This window comes from Methylobacterium sp. Leaf456 (assembly GCF_001425465.1).
In the GTDB taxonomy this organism is placed as follows: domain Bacteria; phylum Pseudomonadota; class Alphaproteobacteria; order Rhizobiales; family Beijerinckiaceae; genus Methylobacterium.
In genome coordinates this window covers 115,160-133,758 of sequence record NZ_LMQV01000044.1, presented here as the reverse complement: position 1 = coordinate 133,758, position 18,599 = coordinate 115,160, and the positions used below count along the sequence as shown (strand labels likewise).

The 18,599-nt window shown below is 70.1% G+C and carries 17 protein-coding genes; 11 read left to right on the top strand and 6 right to left on the bottom strand.

The features are described from left to right. Nucleotides 1-27: 27 nt before the first annotated feature. The gene (locus ASG52_RS24520; RefSeq protein WP_056249217.1) at nucleotides 28-1,146 is read right to left on the bottom strand and encodes an NADH:flavin oxidoreductase/NADH oxidase; all 1,119 of its coding nucleotides are present in this window, start codon (nucleotides 1,144-1,146) and stop codon (nucleotides 28-30) included. 133 nt (nucleotides 1,147-1,279) lie between these two features. On the opposite strand from ASG52_RS24520, the gene ASG52_RS24515 reads away from it, so the two are divergent. From ASG52_RS24515 to ASG52_RS24495, 5 genes are all read left to right on the top strand, one after another. Further along, nucleotides 1,280-2,272: a glutathione S-transferase family protein gene (locus tag ASG52_RS24515; RefSeq protein ID WP_056249214.1), complete on the top strand. Its 993-nt coding sequence runs from the start codon at nucleotides 1,280-1,282 to the stop codon at nucleotides 2,270-2,272. 79 nt (nucleotides 2,273-2,351) lie between these two features. Beyond that, nucleotides 2,352-2,861: a hypothetical protein gene (locus ASG52_RS24510; RefSeq protein ID WP_056249212.1), complete on the top strand. Its 510-nt coding sequence runs from the start codon at nucleotides 2,352-2,354 to the stop codon at nucleotides 2,859-2,861. Nucleotides 2,862-2,972: 111 nt separating this feature from the next. After that, nucleotides 2,973-3,893 carry a thioredoxin family protein gene (locus tag ASG52_RS24505; protein WP_056249209.1) on the top strand — a complete coding sequence of 307 codons (921 nt, stop codon included), beginning with the start codon at nucleotides 2,973-2,975 and terminating at the stop codon, nucleotides 3,891-3,893. 37 nt (nucleotides 3,894-3,930) lie between these two features. Then, the gene (locus ASG52_RS24500; RefSeq protein WP_056249206.1) at nucleotides 3,931-4,602 is read left to right on the top strand and encodes an LON peptidase substrate-binding domain-containing protein; all 672 of its coding nucleotides are present in this window, start codon (nucleotides 3,931-3,933) and stop codon (nucleotides 4,600-4,602) included. Between the two features lie 83 nt (nucleotides 4,603-4,685). Continuing rightward, nucleotides 4,686-4,892 carry a Trm112 family protein gene (locus ASG52_RS24495; protein WP_056249919.1) on the top strand — a complete coding sequence of 69 codons (207 nt, stop codon included), beginning with the start codon at nucleotides 4,686-4,688 and terminating at the stop codon, nucleotides 4,890-4,892. Nucleotides 4,893-5,281: 389 nt separating this feature from the next. Here ASG52_RS24495 and ASG52_RS24490 read toward each other — a convergent pair whose 3' ends face one another. The 5 genes from ASG52_RS24490 to ASG52_RS24470 form a co-directional block, all read right to left on the bottom strand. Beyond that, nucleotides 5,282-6,151: a hypothetical protein gene (locus ASG52_RS24490; RefSeq protein WP_056249204.1), complete on the bottom strand. Its 870-nt coding sequence runs from the start codon at nucleotides 6,149-6,151 to the stop codon at nucleotides 5,282-5,284. Then, a complete protein-coding gene (locus ASG52_RS24485; protein ID WP_056249202.1) occupies nucleotides 6,148-8,220 on the bottom strand; it encodes a glycosyltransferase in 2,073 nt (690 codons plus the stop codon). The genes ASG52_RS24490 and ASG52_RS24485 overlap by 4 nt, the downstream gene beginning before the upstream one ends. Then, nucleotides 8,217-10,229: a glycosyltransferase gene (locus ASG52_RS24480; RefSeq protein WP_056249200.1), complete on the bottom strand. Its 2,013-nt coding sequence runs from the start codon at nucleotides 10,227-10,229 to the stop codon at nucleotides 8,217-8,219. The genes ASG52_RS24485 and ASG52_RS24480 overlap by 4 nt, the downstream gene beginning before the upstream one ends. Then, complete coding sequence (locus tag ASG52_RS24475) at nucleotides 10,229-10,909, bottom strand: hypothetical protein (RefSeq protein WP_056249198.1); 681 nt, start codon at nucleotides 10,907-10,909, stop codon at nucleotides 10,229-10,231. The genes ASG52_RS24480 and ASG52_RS24475 overlap by 1 nt, the downstream gene beginning before the upstream one ends. A 151-nt stretch (nucleotides 10,910-11,060) precedes the next feature. Then, on the bottom strand, nucleotides 11,061-12,452 hold the full coding sequence (locus ASG52_RS24470; protein ID WP_056249196.1) for a M20/M25/M40 family metallo-hydrolase: 1,392 nt from the start codon (nucleotides 12,450-12,452) through the stop codon (nucleotides 11,061-11,063). Between the two features lie 416 nt (nucleotides 12,453-12,868). Here ASG52_RS24470 and ASG52_RS24465 point away from each other — a divergent pair, with 416 nt between their 5' ends. From ASG52_RS24465 to ASG52_RS24440, 6 genes are all read left to right on the top strand, one after another. Next, nucleotides 12,869-13,393: a (2Fe-2S)-binding protein gene (locus tag ASG52_RS24465; protein WP_056249193.1), complete on the top strand. Its 525-nt coding sequence runs from the start codon at nucleotides 12,869-12,871 to the stop codon at nucleotides 13,391-13,393. After that, entirely contained in the window at nucleotides 13,390-14,403 is a 1,014-nt protein-coding gene (locus tag ASG52_RS24460; protein ID WP_056249188.1) for an FAD binding domain-containing protein, read from the top strand. Before ASG52_RS24465 ends, ASG52_RS24460 begins: the two co-directional genes overlap by 4 nt. Before the next feature lie 9 nt (nucleotides 14,404-14,412). Beyond that, nucleotides 14,413-16,674 (top strand): xanthine dehydrogenase family protein molybdopterin-binding subunit, encoded by a 2,262-nt coding sequence (locus ASG52_RS24455; protein WP_056249185.1) that lies wholly within the window; start codon nucleotides 14,413-14,415, stop codon nucleotides 16,672-16,674. A 236-nt stretch (nucleotides 16,675-16,910) separates the two neighbouring features. Beyond that, nucleotides 16,911-17,279 (top strand): fluoride efflux transporter CrcB, encoded by a 369-nt coding sequence (crcB, locus tag ASG52_RS24450; protein WP_056249182.1) that lies wholly within the window; start codon nucleotides 16,911-16,913, stop codon nucleotides 17,277-17,279. A gap of 2 nt (nucleotides 17,280-17,281) precedes the next feature. Beyond that, the gene (locus tag ASG52_RS24445) at nucleotides 17,282-17,722 is read left to right on the top strand and encodes an EamA family transporter (RefSeq protein ID WP_056249178.1); all 441 of its coding nucleotides are present in this window, start codon (nucleotides 17,282-17,284) and stop codon (nucleotides 17,720-17,722) included. Further along, nucleotides 17,722-18,378 carry a M15 family metallopeptidase gene (locus tag ASG52_RS24440; protein WP_056249917.1) on the top strand — a complete coding sequence of 219 codons (657 nt, stop codon included), beginning with the start codon at nucleotides 17,722-17,724 and terminating at the stop codon, nucleotides 18,376-18,378. Before ASG52_RS24445 ends, ASG52_RS24440 begins: the two co-directional genes overlap by 1 nt. Nucleotides 18,379-18,599: the final 221 nt, after the last annotated feature.

The following is an 18,599-nucleotide window of genomic DNA, read 5'->3' as shown; positions in this document are numbered from 1 at the left end:
CGCGAGCCGGGCGCCCTTTTTTCTTGGCTATCGCTGCCCGTGAGCCGCGTCCGTGAACAGGTCCTTGAATCCCCGCGGCTGCGAGCGCCAGTACTGCTTCGGTGCCCGCACCTGCCCGCCGAGTTCGGCCGCCGCGTGCCAGGGCCAGCGGGGGTCGTAGAGCATCGCACGGGCGAGCGAGACCGCGTCGGCCTTGCCCTCGGCCAGGATGGCTTCCGCCTGCGCCGGCTCGGTGATGAGGCCGACCGCGATGGTGGTCAGCCCCGTCTCCGCCTTGATTCGCTCGGCGAAGGGCACCTGATAGCCCGGCCCCAGCGGAATTTTTTGCGCCGTCGAGAGGCCGCCGGTGGAGACGTGGATCGCCGCCGACCCGCGCGCCTTGAGGGCGCGGGCGAGTTCCACCGTCTGGTCAAGGTCCCAGCCGTCCTCGACCCAATCTGTGGCTGAGACGCGCATCCACACCGGCTTGCCCGCAGGCACCACCTCCCGCACCGCCTCGAACACTTCGAGGGGGAAGCGCATCCGGTTCTCCAGGCTGCCACCGTAAGAGTCCGCGCGCCGGTTGGAGAGCGGCGAGAGGAACTGGTGCAGCAGGTAGCCGTGGGCGCCGTGGATCTCGAACCCGTCGATGCCGAGCCGCAACGCCCTCTTGGCGGTCGCGACGAAGCCGTCGCGCACGCGCTTGAGACCGTCCGCGTCGAGCGCGTGGGGCGCCACTTCGCCGTCAGTGTGGGCCACCGCCGAGGGCGCCTCGGTGCGCCAGCCGTCGGGCGCGTCGGGGTCGATCTGCGCCCCACCCTCCCACGGCACCCGGCTCGAGGCCTTTCGCCCGGCATGGTTGATCTGGATCGCCACCGGAATCGGCGCGTATTCGCGGATCGCGTCGAGGACGCGGGCGAGCGCCCGCTCGGTGGCGTCGTCGTAGAGGCCGAGATCGGCCGGCGAGATGCGGGCCTCGGGCGAGATCGCGGTCGCCTCCAGGGTCAGCAGGCCGGCGCCCGATTGGGCGAGCTGGCCGAGATGCATCATGTGCCAGTCGGTCGCCGCACCGCCGCGGGCCGAGTACTGGCACATCGGCGCAATGACGATGCGGTTCTCCAGTTCGAGGTCGTCGAGGCGCAAGGGTTCGAACAGGCGGGCGGACATCGGTGGGCTCCGGGTTTGTCTCGAGCCCGCATCTGGGGCCGCGCGTGGTCCCGGCCAGACTCCACGCCCATCTTGGCCTTCCATCCGCGGGCATGCCTCCCATGTTCCCGCACGGACAGGGAGGAACCGCGCGATGGGTCTGCTGGTCGATGGGCAGTGGCGGGATCAGTGGTACGACACCGCCAAGACCGGCGGTCGCTTCGAGCGCTCGGCTTCCGCTTTCCGCAACTGGGTCACCGCCGACGGTAAGCCCGGCCCCTCGGGCGAAGGCGGCTTCAAGGGTGAGCCGGGCCGCTACCACCTCACCGTCTCGCTCGCCTGCCCCTGGGCCCACCGCACCCTGATCGTGCACGTGCTGAAAGGCCTGGAAGAGGCGATCTCGGTCTCGGTGGTCTCGCCGTACATGCGGGAAGAGGGCTGGGTGTTTCACCCCGAATCCGAGGGCGGCGTGGCGGGCGCCACCGCCGACGCTCTGTTCGGTTCAAAGCGCGTCTACGAACTCTACCAGCGGGCCAAGCCCGACTATAGCGGCCGCGTCACCGTGCCGGTGCTATGGGACCGCGAGCGCGAGACCATCGTCTCGAACGAGTCGGCCGAGATCATCCGCATGCTCAACGACGCCTTCGGCGGCGAGGGCCCGGACCTCTTTCCGCAAAACCTCCGAGAAGACATCGATGCGGTCAACGCCCGCGTCTACGACCGGGTCAACAACGGCGTCTACAAGGCGGGCTTCGCCACCAAGCAGGACGCCTACGAGGAGGCCTTCACCGCGCTCTTTGCCGAACTCGACGCGCTGGAAGACCGGCTCGATCGCCAGCGCTACCTCTGCGGATCGCGGCTCACCGAGGCCGACATCCGCCTGTTCACGACCCTGGTGCGGTTCGACGCCGTCTATGTCGGCCACTTCAAGTGCAACCGCCACCGGATCGCCGACTACCCGAACCTCTCCCATTACCTGCGCGACCTCTACGCCCTGCCGGGCGTCGCCCCGACGGTGAACCTCGAGCACATCAAGCGCCACTATTACGGCAGCCACCCGACCATCAACCCGACCGGCATCGTCCCGCTCGGGCCGGACCTCGACTTCGCTGCGCCCAACGACCGCGCCCTGCGCTTCGGCGCTTGAAGCCGGGGCGGCGCGCCCAAGAATCCAGACCACAAGAATTCAGGCCAGAAACGACGGCCGAACCGGAGGAAACCGAGATATGACGACCCGCGCCGCTTCCCTCTTCGCCCTTCTCGCGGCGCTCGCCGCCGGGCCGGCCGCGGCGCAGCAGGGGGCCGAGATCAAGATGACCGGCCAGTGCGAGCGACTGGTGATCGGCGACAAGGACATCACCCAGAACTGCAAGGAGCAGCTCGTCAACACGGTGACCCGCGGGCGCACCACCTTCGATTTCGCGGCCTGGGACGGCCAGACCCTGAGCTTCAGCGGCGCGGGCGCCCAGCACGAGGCCACCGAGGAGACCGAACAGCTTCAGCCGGTCAGCCTGATCGTGTCGGGCCTCAAGAACGCCGAGGGGATCGTGCGCAGCCCCGCCCCCGCCGTCGGCGCCTGCCGCTTCTCCTCGCCGGCCCCCGGCAAGACCCAGATCGCCTGCGAGGCGACCTCGCAGGGCAAGACCTTCGCCGGCACCTTCGTCACCGACGCCAAGACCGACTCGAAGGCCGGCGGCGACGGCACCCAGGACCGGAAGGAGGGCGCCAAGCCCTGACACGACGGCCTGCCCCGCCAGCGGCAAAACCGCTGGTCAGGCCGGGGGCCAAGCCCCATGTAACGCGTGCGATGCAACGCACGCGAAACGCGTTTCGACTTTGAGGGCTCCATGCTCGACGCCAACCCCGCCGGTGCCCTTGCCGGTGCTCCTGCCGCCGCCGGCCTGATCAAGGACACCACCACCGCGGGGTTCCGGCAGGACGTCATCGCCGAGTCGATGAACCAGCCGGTCATCGTCGATTTCTGGGCGCCCTGGTGCGGCCCCTGCAAGCAGCTCACGCCCGTCCTCGAAAAGGTCGTCAATGCGGCCGGCGGCCGGGTGAAGCTCGCCAAGCTCAACATCGACGAGCATCCGGGGGTGTGGCAGCAGATCGGCCAGCAGCTCGGGCTTCAGTCGATCCCCGCCGTGATCGCGATCGACCGCGGGCGGCCGGTCGATGCCTTCATGGGCGCGGTGCCGGAATCGGAGGTGCGCGCCTTCGTCGATCGCCTCGCCGGGCCGTCCGAGATCGACCAGATCCTCGAAGAGGCCGCCGCGGTGGCCTCCGCCGGCGATCTCGCCTCGGCCTCCGAGCTGTACGCCGCCGTACTGCGCGAGGATCCCACCAACCTCAAGGCCGTCGCCGGGCTCGCCAAGACCCAGCTCGAACTCGGCGAGACCGAGAACGCGCGCCAAGTGCTCGCGATGGTGCCCGCCGACAAGGCCGACGACCCGACGCTCGCCGGCGTGCGTGCCGCCCTCGAACTCGCCGACCAAGCCGAGAGCCTGGGCGACCTCGCCGGGTTCCAGAAGCGGATCGAGGCCGATCCGAACGACCATCAGGCCCGGTTCGACCTCGCGCTCGGCCTCAACGCCGCGGGCAAGCGCGACGAGGCGGTGGACCAGCTCGTCGCCATCGCCCGGGCCGATCGCACGTGGAACGAGGACGCGGCGCGCAAGCAGCTGCTTCAGTTCTTCGAGGCCTGGGGCCTGATGGACCCGGCCGCGATCCGCGGGCGCCGCCAGCTCTCGACGATCCTGTTCTCGTGACCGCGCGACGCCCCACCGGCGTGCAGGGGAGACGTTGATGAGTGGGCAGACGAGCCTCAAGTCTCCGGCGGATTGCCCGGCCGTGATCCCGGTCTTCCCGTTGCCCGGCGCCCTGCTGCTGCCGCGAGGGCAGATGCCGCTCAACATCTTCGAGCCGCGCTACCTCGCGATGATCGACGACGCTTTGCGCACCGACCGGATCATCGGCATGATCCAGCCCGACGCCGAGGGCGGCGGGCCGCCGATGGCCCCGAAACTCTACCGGGTCGGCTGCGCCGGGCGGATCAGCCAGTTCGCCGAGACCGGCGACGGCCGCTACCTGATCTCGCTCACCGGGGTCAGCCGGTTCCGCGTCGAGAGTGAACTCGCCGTCACCACGGCGTATCGCCGCTGCCACGTCTCCTACGACGCCTTCGCCTCCGACTTCGAGCCGCGGGCCGGCGAGGAGGCCGTGGACCGCGCGAGCGTGCTGCAGGCCCTGCGCCGCTTCGTCGAGGCCAACGAGCTGCAGGTCGACTGGTCGGGGATCGAGGAGGCGCCCAACGAGGCGCTCGTCAACGCGCTGTGCATGATGAGCCCCTTCGGCGTGCGCGAGAAGCAGGCGATGCTGGAAGCCGCCGACCTCAAGACCCGCGCCGAGGTGCTGGTGGCCGTCACCGAGATGGAGTTGGTGCGCACCAGTGGCGGCTCGGAGCCAACGCTTCAGTAGAATTCGCCAGTCGATTTCGCATAGTGGCCCCGGCCAGTTCCGGCTATGGGGCGACGCAATCGTTCGACAACCCGGAAGACACCATGGCCGACAGCGCTGTCCCCCCCGTCGAGGCGACCCGAGTCGATCCCCGCCTGCTCGAACTCCTGGTCTGCCCGCTGACCAAGGAGTCGCTCGAATACGACGCGGCCCGCGAAGAGCTGATCAGCCGCTCCGCCAAGCTGGCCTACCCGATCCGCGACGGCATCCCGATCATGCTGCCGGAAGAGGCGCGCTCGCTCGCGGATTGATTTTCTCTTGATTTTTTCCGGGGATGGGCTGGCCGACCTTGTCGGCCGCTCCGTCATTGCGAAGCGGAGCCGAAGCAATTCAGCGCGCCGCATTGTCCGGAAGGAGCGCGCGGTGTCCGTGTCGTGGGCGCAGTCTCACCTTCTTCAGAAGAGTCGCGCCCTGGATCGCTTCGGCTCCGCCTCGCGATGACGGGGAGGCAGGCAGAAGCCGCACAGACCATCCGCCATTGTCCGCGGCCCGTCCCACCCTCCCCCTCATCCTGAGGTGCCGGAGCGCAGCGGAGGACTCGAAGGAGGGCTCCAGGGATCGCTCAGCGAACTGGAGCCCTCCTTCGAGGCTGCTTCGCAGCACCTCAGGATGAGGGGAATGGGTGGGATGAGCGGGGGGCTCACACCGCCGGCCATCCTTCCCCCTTCGCGAGCCTACGCGCGAAAAATCCTCCGCCGGGAAACACCGCGGCCACGCCCGGCCGTTTCAGGCGCAAGTCCCACACCCGCAATTCGGCGTAGCGCAGCCCCCAACTCCGGCCGTCACCGGAGCGGGTGAGGAAGCAGCGCTCGAACGCCAGCAACTGGGTCGGCATCGGCGGGTGCGGGCCGGCGCTCGTGTCGATGTCGAGCGCAAGGCTGTCCTGCCGGCCCGCCTCGAAGGCGCGCAGCGCATCGAGCAGGGCGTCGTATTCGAGGCCGTCGACGCAGAGCTGGAGGCAGATCCGCGGGGCGAACGCCGCCGCGGAATCAAGAGGCAAGTGCCGCTCCAGCATCAACGAAAAACGCCCGCCCTCGGCATCGGGCAGCGTCAGGATGTGGTCCTCGGCCACGCCGTCGAGCGCGCGCAGGCGGTCCGGCTCGATCGGCGAGGGCGCGGCCTCGCGGCCTTCCGCCCGGCCGTCGTTGCGGAAATGGACAAGCGGGTTGACGCCCGCCGCCACCACGTCCGGGTAGCGGGCGAGGTAGAGCGCCGTGCTGAAGGCCGGGCTCGGATCGAGCCCCTTGGCGGCGCCCTCGCGCAGGTAGTGGCGCACGGGGTCGAGCCGGGTCGGCCCGCTCTGGCGGCGATAGAAGGCGGTGTCGAAATCCGCGTTTGGGTTGCGGTCGGTCCGTGCGCCGAACCAGACGTAATGCAGGAACGGGTCGAGGCCGCTCTTGGCCACGCCCGGATTGCGGGCGCGGTAATAGGCGGCGTCGAACAGGCGCGGCACTTTTCCGTGCAGGGCGCGGCGCAGGAGGCCGGAGGTGAGGCCGACGAGGCGGTTCATGCGACGACCTGCGCCTCGCACAGGGAGCGGATCGCGGCGCGGAAGCGTTCGGGGTCGCATTCCGCGCGGATCCGGGCGAGGCCGCTTTCGCGGACACTGCGCCACAACGCGGCATCCTCATGGAGGCGGATCAAGGCCGCCGCGAAGGCTTCAGGATCGCGCCAGTCGCGGGCGAGCAGGCCGGTTCCGTCGGGCCAGCCGAGCTGTTCCGAAAGAATCGGCGTGGCGAGGCAGGGCAGGCCGTGGGCCACCGCCTCGTGGACCTTGTGCGGGATCCCCGCGGCGAAGCGGGTCGGGGCCAGGAACACGCGGGCGGCGTCGAGATGGAGCTGGGTTCGCGGCACCCGGCCGGTGATGCGGACGCCCTCGCGGGTGAAGCGGTCTCGGATCGTCTCGGCGATATCGCCGACGATGGTGAGCGTCGCGTCGGGAAGCGCGGTCCGCACGAGCGGCCAGACGCTCCCAAAGAACCAGTCGAGAGAATCGACGTTGGGCTGGCCCTCGCAGGCGAGCGCGCCGACGAAGACGAAGCCGGTGCGATCGGAAAAGTCCGGGCTCGGCGCATCGGGCAGCGCCAGCGCATGGCCGAGCACCGCGACGTTGCAAGACGCGTAGCGTGCCAGCACCCGCGCCTCGGCGGGCGAGACGCAGACCACCGCGTCGGCGAGACCGAAGCGGCGGGTCTCCCGCTCGGCCTGCCACGCGAGGTCGGCGGCGACAGCGCTGCCGCCGGTCGCGGCCTCCGTCACGAAGTCGCGCAGCGAGAACAGGGCTTCCGAATCGAAGATCACCCGCGAGCGCACAAAGCCGCGCGGATCGAGGCCCAGCGCGTTGAGCGCCTGGAGCACGAACAGGATGTTGTGCGGGCGGCTGACCCAGAGCACGTCGTAGAATTCACGCCGCTCGGTGATGAGCCGGGCGAACCCCTCGTCGCCGCCTGCGTGGTGGATTTCGATGCGCTCGTCGAGGTCGCGGTAGCGCTGCGCCTCCTCGGCATCCGCCCCGTAATTGGGGAAGAAGGTCACACTGTACCCCAGCCCCGCCATGGCGTTGAGGATGGCGTTGGCCCGCGGCAGGCCGGCGCCGAGATCGAGATGGGGCACGCGGTCATCGACGTAGAGCACCCGCAACCGCCAGGGGTCGTGGTCGAGGCTCGCCCCCGCCCGCGGCTGGGGCCCCTGCGCGAACAGGTTTTCGCGATGGCGGTCGAGGAAGCGGGCGCGGTTGCGGTCGAGCAGCGCCTCCACCTCCTCGCGCTTGGCGCTGGTGGCGTTCTCGTAGTGGATCGCGGTCGCCCGCGGCTGCACCAGCACCCGCCGCCCGGCCTGATGGCAGCGCAGGCAGAGATCGGTGTCCTCGTAATAGGCCGGGGCGAAGAGCGGATCGAACCCGCCGAGTTTTTCGAAGAGCGCGCGCTCGATCATCAGCACCGCGCCCGACACGTAGCCGACGTCGCGCGTGGCGGCGTGCTCGGGCGCCAGCGGATCGGGATCGCCGCGCCCGTGCGGGTGGGTGAGGCCGGCGTCATCCCGAAAGCCCGCACCGGACTCTTGCAAAAACCCACCGGGGAAGACGAGGCGGGCGCCGACGATGCCGACTTGCCGATGATCCCGGAACGCCGCCGCCATCGCGGCCATGGCGCCGGGCAGCAGATCGACGTCGGGGTTGAGGAACAGCAGAAAGCGCCCCCGCGCCGCGCCCGCGCCCGCGTTGCAGGCCGGGCCGAAGCCGGTGTTTTCAGAATTCTCGATCAGCGTGATCCCGTCGAGGCGGGGATAGAGGCTGCGGGTTTCCGGCGAGGAGGCGTTGTCGACGAGGATCACCTCGAAGCGCACGCCCGCCAGCATCTGCTGCGCGCAGAGCCGGGTGAGGGTGAGCGCCAGGAGATGGCGGGCGTCGCGCGCCACGATCACCACCGACACGTCCGGCGCGGGCTCGGGCCGGAAGGCGAGGCGCACGCCGTTGCGGTGGATCGCCTCCCAGATCAGCGCGGCCTCGGCGAGCGCGGCGCGGCGGCCGAGGCCGGGATCGACGGTGTCGAGGCGGGAACAAGCGGGCGTGTCGCTCACGACGCCTCCAGGCTGATGCGGCCGATGCCGTCATCGGTGAGCAGGAGGAGGCGGCTTGCTCTCGCAGGCAATTCCGCCTCGCCGCGAAGCCCCAGGCTCACCGGGACCGGGGCGGGCAGGCGGCCGGTGCGGTCGGCGTAGGGGCCGGGCGGGCGGAGTTGCAGCGGCGTGACGCGCTCCAGGCGCAGCTCGGTCGCCCCGCCCTCCCCGATCAGGAAGGACGCATTCGGATGCGAGCCGGAGGCCAGCACGCCGGGCAGCAGGGTCGCGATCTCGATCCGCTCGCCGGCCCGGCCGACGATGCGGCCCGCCGCCTCCCAATCCGCGACGATATCGGCGAACGCCAGGGCCAGGGCCGCGCGGGCGGCAGGCGCCAGCGCGCGGGTGCGCACCCATTCGGGCGAGAGCGCGACCGAAAGCGCGCCGAGCCGCGGCACGAGCCCCTCCGCGCCGGAGACCTTCGCGAACCAGCGCCGCCGCTCGGAGGCGTAGGATTCCGCGCTGCCGTCGCCGGGGCGCCGCTCGGTGGCAACGAGGAGGCCGAGACCGGGGTCGGTGGTGGGGAGGGAGCGGGTGGAAAGCTCGGCGGTCAGGATGAGGCCGCCACCACCGGCGACGATGTTTTCGGGTGAGGCGGCCCCATCGTGCGCATCCCCTCTCCCCGCATGCGGGGAGAGGACTTCGGCGACCTCGTCGTCGCCGAAGTGAGCCGGCAGGCGATGGTGAAGGGGCGTCTCGGGATAAGTCTCATCCGTAGAAGCCCCCTCACCCCCGCTTCCGCTCGTCGCGACGACGACGAGGTCGTCGCGACCCTCTCCCCGCGTGCGGGGAGAAGGGGCTCTTCCGCCTTCGTGGTGAGAACTCAAAAGCCCAATCAGCTCGGCTTCCGCCGCCTCCGCCACCGCCGCGTAGCGCGCGAACAGCCGCTCGCTCGCCGCCGTCAGTTCCGCCAGCGCCGCCCGATCCGCCACCACCGTCAGCACGGCTGCCTTCACGGCTTCCGTGTCGCGGCAGCGATGGGCCGGGTCGTCCGGCTCGAAGCCCTCCAGGCCGATTGCAGTACCGATCACCGGGCGCCCGTAGGAGAGCGCCTCGCCGACCTTCATCTTCAGCCCCGAGCCCATCAGCATCGGCGCCACGACGAGATCGGCCTGCGCGTAGAAATCGGCGAGCCGGTCGAGATAGCCGAGCAGCCGCACGCCCGGCCCCTCGACGCCTGGGAGGCTGCGGCAGATTTCGCCCGCGATGACGAGTTCGGGCCGGTCCGGCGTCCAGTCCGCGCCCCAGGCACGGGCGAAGCGGCTGATGGAGAAGAGGTTCGGGTCGTTGCCGTGGCCGAGGAAGCCGATGCGGGCGACCCGCTCCGGCACCGCGAACGGCCGTCGCGCGGGAAACAGCGGCGGCAGCGTCAGGACGCGGGCCGGGGAGATGCCGGCAAAATGGCGCGCCTCCGCCGCCTGGATCGCCAGCACGACATCGGCGCGGGCGAGGCCCGCCGCCTCGCCGGGCGCGTCGGTGTAGAAGAAGTTCGGCTCGGCGCGGAACGGCCGGTACTGGGTCTGGCGATCCGCGAAGCGGTCGTGGGTGTCGATGAGCTTCAGAACACCCGGCGGCACCCGCTCCAGCGCGGCCGAGAGGAAGACGTAGTTGATGAGCGCCGCGTGCGTCTTGGGATAGTGCGAAAAATACCAGGCGACGAAGTCGCCGGCCTCCGGCGGGCACCATTCGTCGATACCGAAGCAGGGTGCGCGCGTCTTGAGCGGGATCACCGCCCGCGGCTCGATCAGGAAGACGTTTCGGAACGCCGCCTGCATCGCCGAAAGATCGGTCGGCGGGTGCTGGCCGAAGCGGCGATAGACCTGATCCTCGTGGGCCAGATAGGCGAGGTCGACCGCGAACCCGCCCCGCGCCAGAGCCTCGCAGGTGGCGACCAGCCGGCGGCGGTTGCCCGCGCTCGCGGGCGCGGCGGGCATCGGGGCGAGGACGAGGATGGCGGGTTCGTGCGCCATCACGCCGTCCGGACGCGGAGCGGCACGAAGCCGTGGGCCTGGAGCGCGACGGCGGCCCGCGCGCCGTCCGGGGCCGCGCCCCAGAGCGGTTCGAGGGTGAGACGGACGCAGGCGTCTCCGGCGAAATGCAACCGTCCCGTCGCGACACGGGCGCACCCCCAGCCGGCGGCGGTGTGGATCAGCAAGGCGTGCGGAATGGCGGTGCCGGTGAGCGTGGCGCCGGGCCCTGTTTGGGTTAGCGCGGGCGCGTCATCGGTGGGGGCAAGGGCGGCAAGCGCCGGCTCGATCAAGGAGAGCAACCCGGCGAGCGCGGCAAGGCCGCTCGGGCCGGCGGAGAGCAGGGCGCGGGCGAGCAGGGTGCGCTCGGCCTCGCTCAAGGCCTCGGAAGCGGGCTCGCAGCGGATTGGGATGTCGCGAAAGTGCGTGGCGAGGGTGAGGTCGCGGCCAAGTATGCCGTCGAGGGTGCCTTCGAGCGCGAGCAGGCAGACGGGGCCGCCTGCGGCGCCCTCCTCCAGGCCGGAAAAGGCCCAGGTGGCGAGCGTTACGCCGGCAGGCGCCGCGATGCCGAGGGGGATCGGCAGGGCCGGCAGCAGGGGGAGGCGGAGCACGGCGGTGTTTTGCGAGCCGGCGAAGAGCCGGCCCGGCGTCGGGTCGGAACTCACGCGGTGCACGGACGCCATCCCACCCGCGCCCGCATCCTGAGGAGACGGCGCGCAGCGTCGCCCGCGAAGGAGGACACAGGACGGCACTGCGATCCCTGGAGTCCTCCTTCGAGGCTGCTGCGCAGCACCTCAGGATGAGGGGGATGGGTGGGATAAGTCCGAGGCCGCATCAGCCCCGCGCGTCCGCGAGCGCCTGGAGGATGCGCGCCCAGGAGCGGGTGCCCTTGTGGAAGCTCGACAGCTCGTACTTCTCGTTGGGCGAGTGAATGCGGTCGTCGTCGAGGCCGAAGCCGATCAGGAGGGTGTCGAGGCCGAGGATACGCTTGAAGTCGCCGACGATCGGGATCGAGCCACCCGCGCCGACGGCCACCGCCTCGCGGCCCCATTCCTCGGCGAGCGCGCGCTTGGCCGCGTCGAGCTGCGGCATGTCGTAGGGGAGCGCCACGGCGCGGGAGCCCTTGTAGCAGATCACCTCGACCGAGCAGTCGGCGGGCACCCGCTCGCGCACGAAGGCCTCGAAGGTTTTTGCCAGCTTTTCCGGGTCCTGATCGTCCACGAGGCGGAACGAGACCTTGGCCGAGGCTTGGCTCGCGATGACCGTCTTGGTCCCCTCGCCCGTGTAGCCGCCGATGATGCCGTTGACGTCGCAGGCCGGGCGCGACTGGATCAGCTCGATCGGCAGCCGCCCGCGCTCGCCCGCCGGCTGCTTGAGGCCGATCGGCCCGAGGAACTTTTCCGGGGTGAGGCCGAGGCCGCGCCACTGCTCCAGCAACTCGACCGGGGGCTCGCGCACGCCCTCGTAGAAGCCCGGCAGCGTCACCCGGCCGTCGTCGTCGTGCAGAGCCGCGAGAATCTTCGACAGCACGTGGATCGGGTTGGCCGCCGCCCCGCCGAAGAAGCCCGAATGCAGGTCGCGGTCGGCGCAAGTCACCTTGACCTCGGAATAGGCCAGCCCCCGGAGCGAGGTGGTGATCTGCGGGGTCTGCCGGTCCCACATGCCGGTGTCGCAGACCAGCGCCACGTCGGCCTTGAGGCGGTCGCGGTTCTGCGCGACCCATTCGGGCAGCCCTTGAGAGCCGTTCTCCTCGGCGCCTTCGACCAGGATGGTGACGCCGACCGGGAGGTCGCCGTTCATGGCCAGATGCGCCCGGCAGGCCTCGACGAAAGTCATCACCTGACCCTTGTCGTCGGAGGCCCCGCGGGCGACGATTCTTTTCGAACCATCCGCCTCGGCGATCCGCGGCTCGAACGGCGCGGTCTGCCACAGGTTCAGCGGGTCCACCGGCTGCACGTCGTAATGGCCGTAGAACAGCACGTGCGGCGCGTTCGCCTTGGGGCGATGCGCCAGCACGACCGGATGGAGCGAAGTCTCCTCCACGCTGGTCGCGAAGCCAAGGGCCGTCAGGTTGCCTTCGAGCCAGTGGGCCGCCTCGCGGCACTGGCCGGCATAGGCCGGATCGGTCGAGATCGACGCGATGCGCAGCCACGCGAACAGGCGCTCCAGCGCGCCATCGAGGTCGCGGTCGATGTCGTTGAGGACGGGATCGAGCGTCGCGGACATGGGGGCTCCGGGCGGAGGTCACTTGGTGCCGGAGCTAGCATCGCCGCGCCGCCGCGGAAAGGCTTGCGTGGTCGGACCCGAGAGCCGGCACTCTTGTCGAGATGGCGACGGTGGCCCTCATCCACCCCCCCCCCGTCATTCCGGGTTCGCTTCGCGCCCCGGAATGACGCGCGTTTGAGAAAAGCTCCACAGCATCATCGGCTCACAACGCCGACGCGAATTCGGCATTTGCCGATCCCACCGATCCACCGCGAGCCGCCCGGCCCGTGCGCGACCCTTCGGAACGGCCTCACCTTGGAACGGTTATGGAAACGACCCGGCGGCTTCAGCCCGCCCATCCATGACGCGAACCCCCGCCACGACTTCGAGCCCCATCGAAGATCGTCGCGGGGCGACGCCTCGGCACGGACACCACCATGCTTATCGACAGCGGCTCGCCCGGCGCGGCCGGGACCATCGGCATCAGCCTGACCATCAACGGCGAGCGCCGCAACATTCAGGTGGCGCCCTGGACGACGCTTCTCGACCTCCTGCGTGAGCGCCTCGACCTCACCGGCACCAAGAAGGGCTGCGACCACGGCCAATGCGGTGCTTGCACGGTGCTGGTCGACGGCACGCGCATCAATTCCTGCCTCACCCTCGCGGTGATGAAGGACGGGGCCGAGATCACCACCGTCGAGGGGCTGGCGAGCCTCGCGGCGCGGGAGGGCAAGAACAGTCTCCACCCGATCCAGGAAGCCTTCGTCGAGCACGATGCGTTCCAGTGCGGCTACTGCACGCCGGGCCAGCTCTGCTCCTCGGTCGGGCTGATGAACGAGGGCCACGCCCATTCGCGCGACGAGATCCGCGAGGCGATGAGCGGCAACATCTGCCGCTGCGGCGCCTACACCAACATCGTCGATGCCATCGAGGATGTGATGCAGCAGGGAGGCGCCCGATGAACCGCTTCGATTACGTCCGCCCGAACACCGTGGCGGAGGCGGTGCAGGCGCTCGGCGCCGACCCGGCGGCCCGCTTCATCGCCGGCGGCACCAACCTGATCGACCTGATGAAGTACGACGTCGAGCGGCCGGGCCGGCTCGTCGACATCACCCGCCTGCCGCTGCGCGACATCGAGGAACGCGACGGCGGGCTTCGCATCGGCGCGCTCGTGACCAACGCGACGGTCGCCTACGACTCAGCTGTCAAGGAGCGCTACCCGCTCCTGTCGAGCGCGATCCTGGCCGGCGCCTCGGCGCAGCTGCGCAATGCCGCCTCGACCGGCGGCAACCTGTTGCAGCGGACCCGTTGCTACTACTTCTACGATACGGCCACGCCCTGCAACAAGCGCGAGCCCGGCACCGGTTGCAGCGCCATTGGCGGCGTCAACCGCATCCACGCGATCCTGGGGGCGAGCGAGCACTGCATCGCCACGCACCCGTCCGACATGGCCGTGGCGCTGGCAGCCCTGGAGGCGGTGGTGCAGGTGAGCGGGCCGAACGGCGACCGCGCGATCCCGATCGCCGAGTTCCACCGCCTGCCCGGCGACGATCCGGCCAAGGACACCAACCTCGCACCCGGCGAAATCATCGTCGCGGTCGATCTGCCGGCGAAGTCGTTCACCACGAACTTCACCTACCTGAAGCTGCGCGACCGGCTGTCCTACGCCTTCGCGCTGGTCTCGGTCGCCGCCGCGCTCGAACTCGACGGGCAGACGATCCGCACCGCGCGGCTCGCGCTCGGCGGCGTCGCCCACAAGCCGTGGCGTAATACGGAAGCCGAGGCGCTGCTTCAGGGCGAGCCGGCCACCCGCGAGACCTTCGCGGCGGCAGCCGACCTGATCCTTCGGGAGGCGAAGCCGCAATCGACCAACGGCTTCAAGATCGAATTGGCGCGTCGCGCCATCGTCCGCGGCCTGGAACAGGCCGCTGCCGGCACGCCCCAGTCCCAGTCCGACAAGCGCATCCAGTAAGGAGCTGCCATGACCGTCCAGTTCAGCCCGGCGGCCGGCCGCGACCGCTTCGTCGGTCAAGCCATCAGCCGCATCGACGGCCCGGCCAAGGTGACCGGCCTCGCCAAATATGCCGGCGAGTTCGCCGCGCCCGACCTTACCTACGGCGTCGTCGTGTCGAGTGCCGTCGCCAAGGGCCGCATCGCCCGCATCGACGCGGCGAGCGCGGAAGCGGTACCCGGCGTCGTCAAGGTTATCACCCACGAGAACCGCCCGGCGACCTCGCAGAAGCCGGAGGATTATCAGGACGCGGTGGCGCCCCCCGGCGCGCCGTTCCAGGCGCTGGCGAGCGATAGCATCGTATTCTCAGGCCAGCCGGTGGCGCTCGTCGTCGCCGAGGATTTCGAGACCGCGCGCTACGCCGCCTCGCTGGTGCGGGTGGAGTACGAGACCGCCGCCCCGCTCACCGACGTCGCGGCGCAGGCCGGCGAGGCCTACGATCCGCCGACGAAGCGCAACGGCATCAAGCCGCCGCCGGAGCCGTGGGGCGACGCCGCGGGTGCCTTCGACGCGTCCGAGATCCGCGTCAACGGCCGCTACCGGATGGCCGACGAGCACCACAACCCGATGGAGCCGCACGCCTCGACCGTCGTCGTGGAGAAGGACGGCACCTACACGGTCTACGACAAGATCCAGGGAGTGGCGAACACCCAGGCCTATCTCGGCGGCGCCTTTGGCCTGAAGCCCGAGCAGGTGCGGGTGCTCAACCCCTATCTCGGCGGCGGTTTCGGATCGGGGCTTCGCCCGCAATACCAGCTCTTCCTGGCGATGCTGGCGGCAAAAGATCTCGGCCGCTCGGTGCGGGTGACGCTCACCCGCGACCAGATGTGGTCCTTCACCTACCGCTCGGAAGCCGTCCAGACGGTCTCGCTCGGCGCCGACCGCTCGGGCAAGCTCCAGGCGCTCAAGCACGATGCGGTGCAGGGCACCTCGACCTACGAGGATTACCAGGAGGTGATCGTCAACTGGTCGGGCGTCCTCTACGAGTGCGACAACGTCGCGCTTACCTACAGCCTGACCAAGCTCGACACGCCGACGCCGGGCGACATGCGGGCCCCCGGCGCCGTCACCGGCGTCTACGCTATTGAGACGGCGATGGACGAACTCGCCTACGCCTCGGGCCAGGACCCGGTGCAGCTGCGCCTCAAGAACTATTCCGAGGGCGACCAGACCGAGGACAAGCCGTTCGGCTCCAAGGAACTGCGCGAGGCCTTCCGCCAGGGCGCGGAAGCCTTTGGCTGGGCGAGCCGCAAGCCGGAGCCCCGCTCCATGCGCGAGAGCAAGGAACTGGTCGGCTGGGGCATGGCGACCGGCATCTGGGAATCGATGATGATGCAGTCGAGCGCCCGCGCCGTGCTCGGCGCGGATGGGCGGCTGGAGGTCGGCAACCAGACCGGCGACATCGGCACCGGCACCTACACGATCCTGACCCAGATCGCCGCCGACACGCTGGGGCTCCCGCTCGACCATGTGACGACCAAGCTCGGCGACACGCATCTCGCGCAGGCCCCCGTGGCCGGCGGCTCGTGGACCGCGGCCTCGTCGGGCACCGCCGTGATGAAGGCGTGCCGCGATATCGCCGAGCAGGCATTCCGGCTGGCGCGCGGCATGGAGAACTCCCCGCTCGCCAACGTCGATTTCGAGCGCGTCGTCTTCACGAACGGCCGTATCGAGGTCGCGGGCGATCCCTCCAAGAGCGTCGCCCTCACCGACGTAATGAAGGCGACCGGCACCGAAAAGCTGGAAGCGACCGGCGAGGCCGCGCCCGACAAGGACTTCGAGGAAAAATACAACGCCTACACCCACTCCGCGGTCTTCGCCGAGGTGAAGATCGACGAGGAACTTGGGGTCGTGCGCTGCACCCGCGTCGTCTCGGCGATCGCGGCGGGCAAGGTGCTCAATCCGAAGACCGCGCGCAGCCAGATCCTCGGCGGCGTCGTGATGGGGATCGGCTCGGCGCTGCATGAAGAGTCGATGCTCGACCACCGCATCGGCCGGTTCATGAACCACAATCTCGGCGAGTACCACGTGCCGGTTCACGCCGACATTCCCGACATCGACGTGATCTTCGTCGATGAGGAGGACAAGGCGAACCCGCTCGGCGTGAAGGGCCTGGGCGAGATCGGCATCGTGGGTGTCGCGGCGGCGATCTCCAACGCGGTGTTCCACGCCACCGGCAAGCGCATCCGCCACCTGCCGATCACCATCGACAAGGTGCTCGGCGAGGGCTGATTCCTTTGGAATGACGGATGGGTCGCGGCCCGGGGCGCACGTGCGCTCCGGGCCGTTGCCGTTTCGCGGCACCGGCCTTGCACGGTGGTTGGTGGAATGTACGAAGCGGATCGGACCGTTTCCGTTTGATCGCTCCAATTGCGGTGGCTGTCCCCTCCCCCTTGTGGGGAGGGGAGGCGCAACAGCGACCGCCGCGATCGATCGGAGACCTGAGATCGACCGGAGCACTTCGCCCTTTGAACACCCTTCTGGTCTTCCTCGGTGCCGGCCTCGGCGGCGTTCTGCGCCATGGAGCCAACCTAGCCGCACTCCGGCTCGGATCGACCTTCCCGTGGGGGACGCTGACGATCAACGTGGTCGGCTCGGTGCTGATGGGAATCGTCACCGGCTGGTTCGCGCTGCGCGGCGGGCCGCCCCAGGCCCGGCTCTTTCTCGCCACCGGCGTGCTCGGCGGCTTCACCACCTTCTCGACCTTCTCGCTCGAAGCCTTCACCCTGATCGAGCGGGGCGATGGGGGCGCGGCGCTCGCCTACGTGCTGATCTCCGTGCTGGCCGGCATCGGCGGGCTCGCGCTGGCGCTCGTGGTGATGCGGCAGGTTCTCTAGCGATGAGCAGCGACCTCCTCGCCTCCTGGCGCTTCTGGGCGCTGCTCTCCGCCGTCTTCGCGGCAGTTACCGCCATCCTGGCCAAGGCCGGCGTCGAGGGCGTGCCGCCCGATGTCGCGACCTTCCTGCGGACCATCGTGATCCTGGCGCTCACCGGCGGCATCGTCGCCGCGGCCGGGCAGATCCCCGATCTCGCCCGCGTGCCCGGCCGGGCCGCCGGGCTCCTCGTCCTGTCGGGGCTCGCCACCGGGGCCTCGTGGCTGTGCTATTTCCGGGCGCTGTCGCTGGGCGAGGCCTCCCGCGTCGCCCCACTCGACAAGCTCAGCGTCGTGCTGGTCGCCGTGTTCGCCGTGGCGTTCCTCGGCGAACGGCTGGCGCCGCTCCACTGGCTCGGCGTCGGTCTGATCGCGCTGGGCGCGGGGCTGCTGGCATGGCGGGCCTGATGCGCACGGCCCTGACCGGCTTGGTCCTCGCGGGCGCCGCGCCGGCTTCGGCCGACCCGCTCATTGATGCCGCCGGACTCGTGCCGGGCCTCGCCGTCGAGATGCGCTATGCCGGCTCCGACAACTTCGTGGGCCGGCCGATCGCCGGCTACGCGGCGCCGCGCTGCCTACTGACGCCGCCGGCGGCCCGCGCGCTCGCCCGCGTCCAGGCCGACCTCGCCCCGGAGGGCCTCGGGCTCAAGGTGTTCGACTGCTACCGGCCGGTCCAAGCGGTCGCGGACTTCGCCGCCTGGGCCCGCGATCCGGCGGACACCCGGATGAAGGCGGCCTATTACCCCCGCACCGACAAGGCCGACCTGTTTCGCCTCGGCTACATCGCCGAGCGCTCGTCGCATTCCCGCGGTTCGACCGTGGACCTGACCCTGGTGCGGCGCGCCGACGGCGCGGAACTCGACATGGGCACGCCGTTCGACCTGTTCGACGAGGCCTCCGCCACCGAGTCGGGGCTCGTCGGGCCGGCGGCGCGGGCGAACCGCCTGCGGTTGCGCGCGGTGATGATTCGGGCCGGCCTCACCCCCTACCCGCAGGAATGGTGGCACTTCACCCTCAAGGACGAGCCGTACCCGGCCAAGGCCTTCGACCGGCCGGTGCGGTGACCGCCGCGCGGCCCCGGCGCCAACTCGCCGTGCCGCAGGCCCTTTTCGGGCCCGCTTGAATTCTTCCAAATCGAGACTGAGCAAGCGCGATTTAAAGTATTTCCAATGTTTTGCCAAAGGCTTGCGCCGATCTGAAAACTCGCGTCATCCTCGGTTCATGGCGCACATCTTGACACTTCCCCCTCCGATCCGCCTTCGACCCGCGCGGGCTATCGCGGATA

Coding starts and splice junctions, on each gene's coding strand:
- ASG52_RS24520 (WP_056249217.1), bottom strand. CDS start 1,146: ATGTCCGCCCGCCTGTTCGAACCCTTGCGCCTCGACGACCTCGAACTG.
- ASG52_RS24515 (WP_056249214.1), top strand. CDS start 1,280: ATGGGTCTGCTGGTCGATGGGCAGTGGCGGGATCAGTGGTACGACACC.
- ASG52_RS24510 (WP_056249212.1), top strand. CDS start 2,352: ATGACGACCCGCGCCGCTTCCCTCTTCGCCCTTCTCGCGGCGCTCGCC.
- ASG52_RS24505 (WP_056249209.1), top strand. CDS start 2,973: ATGCTCGACGCCAACCCCGCCGGTGCCCTTGCCGGTGCTCCTGCCGCC.
- ASG52_RS24500 (WP_056249206.1), top strand. CDS start 3,931: ATGAGTGGGCAGACGAGCCTCAAGTCTCCGGCGGATTGCCCGGCCGTG.
- ASG52_RS24495 (WP_056249919.1), top strand. CDS start 4,686: ATGGCCGACAGCGCTGTCCCCCCCGTCGAGGCGACCCGAGTCGATCCC.
- ASG52_RS24490 (WP_056249204.1), bottom strand. CDS start 6,151: ATGAACCGCCTCGTCGGCCTCACCTCCGGCCTCCTGCGCCGCGCCCTG.
- ASG52_RS24480 (WP_056249200.1), bottom strand. CDS start 10,229: ATGGCGCACGAACCCGCCATCCTCGTCCTCGCCCCGATGCCCGCCGCG.
- ASG52_RS24475 (WP_056249198.1), bottom strand. CDS start 10,909: ATGGCGTCCGTGCACCGCGTGAGTTCCGACCCGACGCCGGGCCGGCTC.
- ASG52_RS24470 (WP_056249196.1), bottom strand. CDS start 12,452: ATGTCCGCGACGCTCGATCCCGTCCTCAACGACATCGACCGCGACCTC.
- ASG52_RS24465 (WP_056249193.1), top strand. CDS start 12,869: ATGCTTATCGACAGCGGCTCGCCCGGCGCGGCCGGGACCATCGGCATC.
- ASG52_RS24460 (WP_056249188.1), top strand. CDS start 13,390: ATGAACCGCTTCGATTACGTCCGCCCGAACACCGTGGCGGAGGCGGTG.
- ASG52_RS24455 (WP_056249185.1), top strand. CDS start 14,413: ATGACCGTCCAGTTCAGCCCGGCGGCCGGCCGCGACCGCTTCGTCGGT.
- ASG52_RS24445 (WP_056249178.1), top strand. CDS start 17,282: ATGAGCAGCGACCTCCTCGCCTCCTGGCGCTTCTGGGCGCTGCTCTCC.
- ASG52_RS24440 (WP_056249917.1), top strand. CDS start 17,722: ATGCGCACGGCCCTGACCGGCTTGGTCCTCGCGGGCGCCGCGCCGGCT.